This is a genomic window from Burkholderia sp. Ac-20379 (assembly GCF_017104645.1).
Taxonomy (GTDB): Bacteria; Pseudomonadota; Gammaproteobacteria; order Burkholderiales; family Burkholderiaceae; genus Burkholderia.
This window is the reverse complement of record NZ_JAAGPF010000556.1, coordinates 1-2,757: the sequence shown is the minus strand read 5'-3', so window position 1 is coordinate 2,757 and position 2,757 is coordinate 1. Positions and strand designations below refer to the sequence as shown.

The 2,757-nt window shown below is 72.8% G+C and carries 2 protein-coding genes and 1 pseudogene; 2 read left to right on the top strand and 1 reads right to left on the bottom strand.

Translation table 11 applies throughout. The annotated features are described in order from the left end of the window. On the bottom strand, positions 1 to 1,438 hold a 1,438-nt coding region (locus G3N92_RS32665; protein ID WP_206131655.1), incomplete at its 3' end, for an MFS transporter. Positions 1,439 to 1,548: 110 nt separating this feature from the next. Here G3N92_RS32665 and G3N92_RS32660 point away from each other — a divergent pair. Beyond that, positions 1,549 to 2,424, top strand: a complete 876-nt coding sequence (locus tag G3N92_RS32660) for a LysR family transcriptional regulator (RefSeq protein ID WP_206131654.1) — start codon at positions 1,549 to 1,551, stop codon at positions 2,422 to 2,424. 127 nt (positions 2,425 to 2,551) lie between these two features. Continuing rightward, a pseudogene (locus G3N92_RS32655) lies at positions 2,552 to 2,757 on the top strand (hypothetical protein); the annotation flags it as partial.

Here is a 2,757-nt window from a genome sequence, read left to right as displayed (position 1 = left end):
TCGCATGGGCCGGATCGCCGGCCAACAGATCGGACATGAAGCTTGCATCGAGATACGGCAGCGCCGCCGGATGCGCGGCGAGCGCGCCATCGAGCGCCGCGTGAGTGCGCGCGGCCAGCACCGCGCCGAGCACGCCGATCGCGGTGACGATCGCCGCGAAGCGCGTGGTGGTGCTGATGCCCGACGCCATGCCGGTGCGCTCGGCCGGCACGCAGGCCATGATCGCCTTCTGCGTGTCGCCGTTCAGCACGCCCGCGCCCAGGCCGGTGACGATCATGCCGAGCGCCACCCAGCCGTAGCCGGCCGCCGGGGCCACCGCCGCCGTCAGCAGATTGCCCGCGCCGACCAGCACCAGCCCCGCCGCCAGCATCGGCGAGCCGGCGCGGCGCCGCGCGAGCCACGCGCCGAGGTACGGCCCGGCCACCATCGCCACCGCGAACGGCAGCATGCCGACACCGGCCCGCACCGCCGGCCAGCCGAACGCGTTCTGCAGGTACAACGGCAGGAACGTCATCATCACCTGCGCGCAGGCCGCATAGCCGGCCATGCCGAGCACGGCGGCCACGAAACGGCGCTGCGCGAACAGCGCGAGATCGATCATCGCGTGATCGCGGCGGCGCTCCACCTGCACGAACACCGCCAGCAGCAGCACGCAGATCGCGGCGCGCAGCAGCGTGGCCGGGCTGGCCCAGCCGTCGTCCTGGGTGCCGATCAGCGCCCAGATCCCGCTCGCCAGGCCGCCGCCGAACAGCGCGCTGCCGAGCGCGTCCACGCGCTTGGCCTGCGCATGGCGCGATTCGCTCACCGCGCGCCATGCGCACAGCAGCAGCACCGCGCAGACGGGCAGGTTCAGCAGGAAGATCCAGCGCCAGCCGATCCACTGCGAGATCACGCCGCCCACCAGCGGCGCGACCGTGGCAGCGATGCCCATCGTCATGCCCCAGATCGCCCAGGCCCGCGCACGCGCCTGCGGCTGCGGAAACGCGTGGGCGATCACGGCCAGCGCCGCCGTCAGCAGCATCGCCGCGCCCACGCCCTTGGCCGCGCGCGCCAGATTCAGGAACAGCACGGTGGGCGCGAGCCCGCACGCCAGCGAGGCCGCCGCGAACGCCAGCAGGCCGAGCAGCATCATGCGCTTGCGGCCGTAGCGGTCGGCCAGCGCGCCCATCGGCAGCAGGCACGACGCGAACGACACCATGTAGGCGCTGACCACCCATTCGGCGTCGGCGAAGCCGGCGTGGAATGCGCGCGCGATCGACGGCAGCGACACGGCGACGATATTGGTGTCGAGCGTGATCAGCGCGCAGGTGGCCGAGGCCGTGGCGAGCAGGAAACCGGGCGACGCGCGGCGCGGCGCCGCCTGCTCCGATGCCGGGGCCGGCGGCGCTTCGGCGCCGCCAGGGTGAATCGAACTGTCCGCTGCCTGCTGTCTGCCCATCGCATCGCTCCTGGATCCGGGTTACCGAAGGTCACGATGCTAGCGATGCCCGTATTGCCGGTCGATGCCATAAAATCGCATCTTCGTTCACGAATTCGTTAACAGCCGCCGTGAAGCTCGAACTCCGCCATATCCGCAGCGTGCTGGCCGTCGCCGAGCATTTGCACTTCGCGCGCGCGGCCGAATCGCTCGGCATCGCGCCGCCCTCGCTGACCAAGCTGGTTCAGGAAGCCGAAAGACTGTTGCAGTTCCGGCTGTTCCATCGCACGCGCCGCTCGGTGGCGCTGACGGCGGCCGGCAGCGCCTACCTGCCCGAGGCGGCCCGGGCACTGGCGGCGCTGGCGCGCGCCCACGAGCTGGGCCAGCGCGCCGAGCGCGGCGAAATCGGCCGGCTGCGGATCGGCTACGTGGGCTCGGCCGCGTTCACGGGCGTCATGCAGCAGGCCGTGATCGGCTTTCGCGCGCAGCGTCCGCTGCTCGACGTTCAGGTTACCGAACAGCCGCTGGAGGCGATCCCGGCCATGCTCGACGACGGCCGGCTCGACCTCGCCTACGTGCGCCCGCCGGTGGCCTGCCCCGATGGCCTGCAGGCGGTGCGCGTGCATGCCGACGCGTTCGTGGTGGCGCTGCCCGAGCATTCGCCGCTGGCCGCATTCGCGCAGATCGCGCCGCGCCAGTTGCGCGACGCGCGCTTCACGGTGCCCGAGCAGGAAGGCGGCACGCTCGAAGTCGCGCGGCGCGGCCGCTTCGCGCCGCAGATCGAATCGCGGCCGGGGCGGCTCGTGGAGGTGATCGCGCGCGTCTCGCTCGGCGACACGGTCGCCATCGTGCCGCGCGCCGTGTTCGACTGCGTGCGCCTGCCGGGCGTGGTCTGCCGCCCGCTGGCCGGCAAGCCGGTGGCCTCCGAGATCGCGCTGCTGTTCCGCCGCCACGAGCGCTCGCAGGCGGTGCGCGCGTTCCTGCGCCACGCGCGCGGCGAGGGCTGAGCGCGACGGCGTAGGACGCGCGCCACGCCTGCGTTCTTCGCTTGTTCGGCGGCCCGCCGCGCGCTTATCATCGTGCGAAACCCGCCGCGCCGCCCAGGCGCGCCGCCACACCTATATTCGACCTCCGATGCTCGCGCTCCTGTTGCTGATACCGCTCCTTGCCGGCCTGATCGCCGGCGCCCGGAACGGCGTGTTGTCGGGTCTGGCCGCCGGGGCGGCCGCGACCGTCCTCGAATTGCTGCTGCTGTTCGTCGCCGGGGTGATCGCGAAACGGCGCGAGACGAAACGGCTGGCCGCCGCCGCCGCGTTGCACGAGGCCGAAGCCGGCTCGGC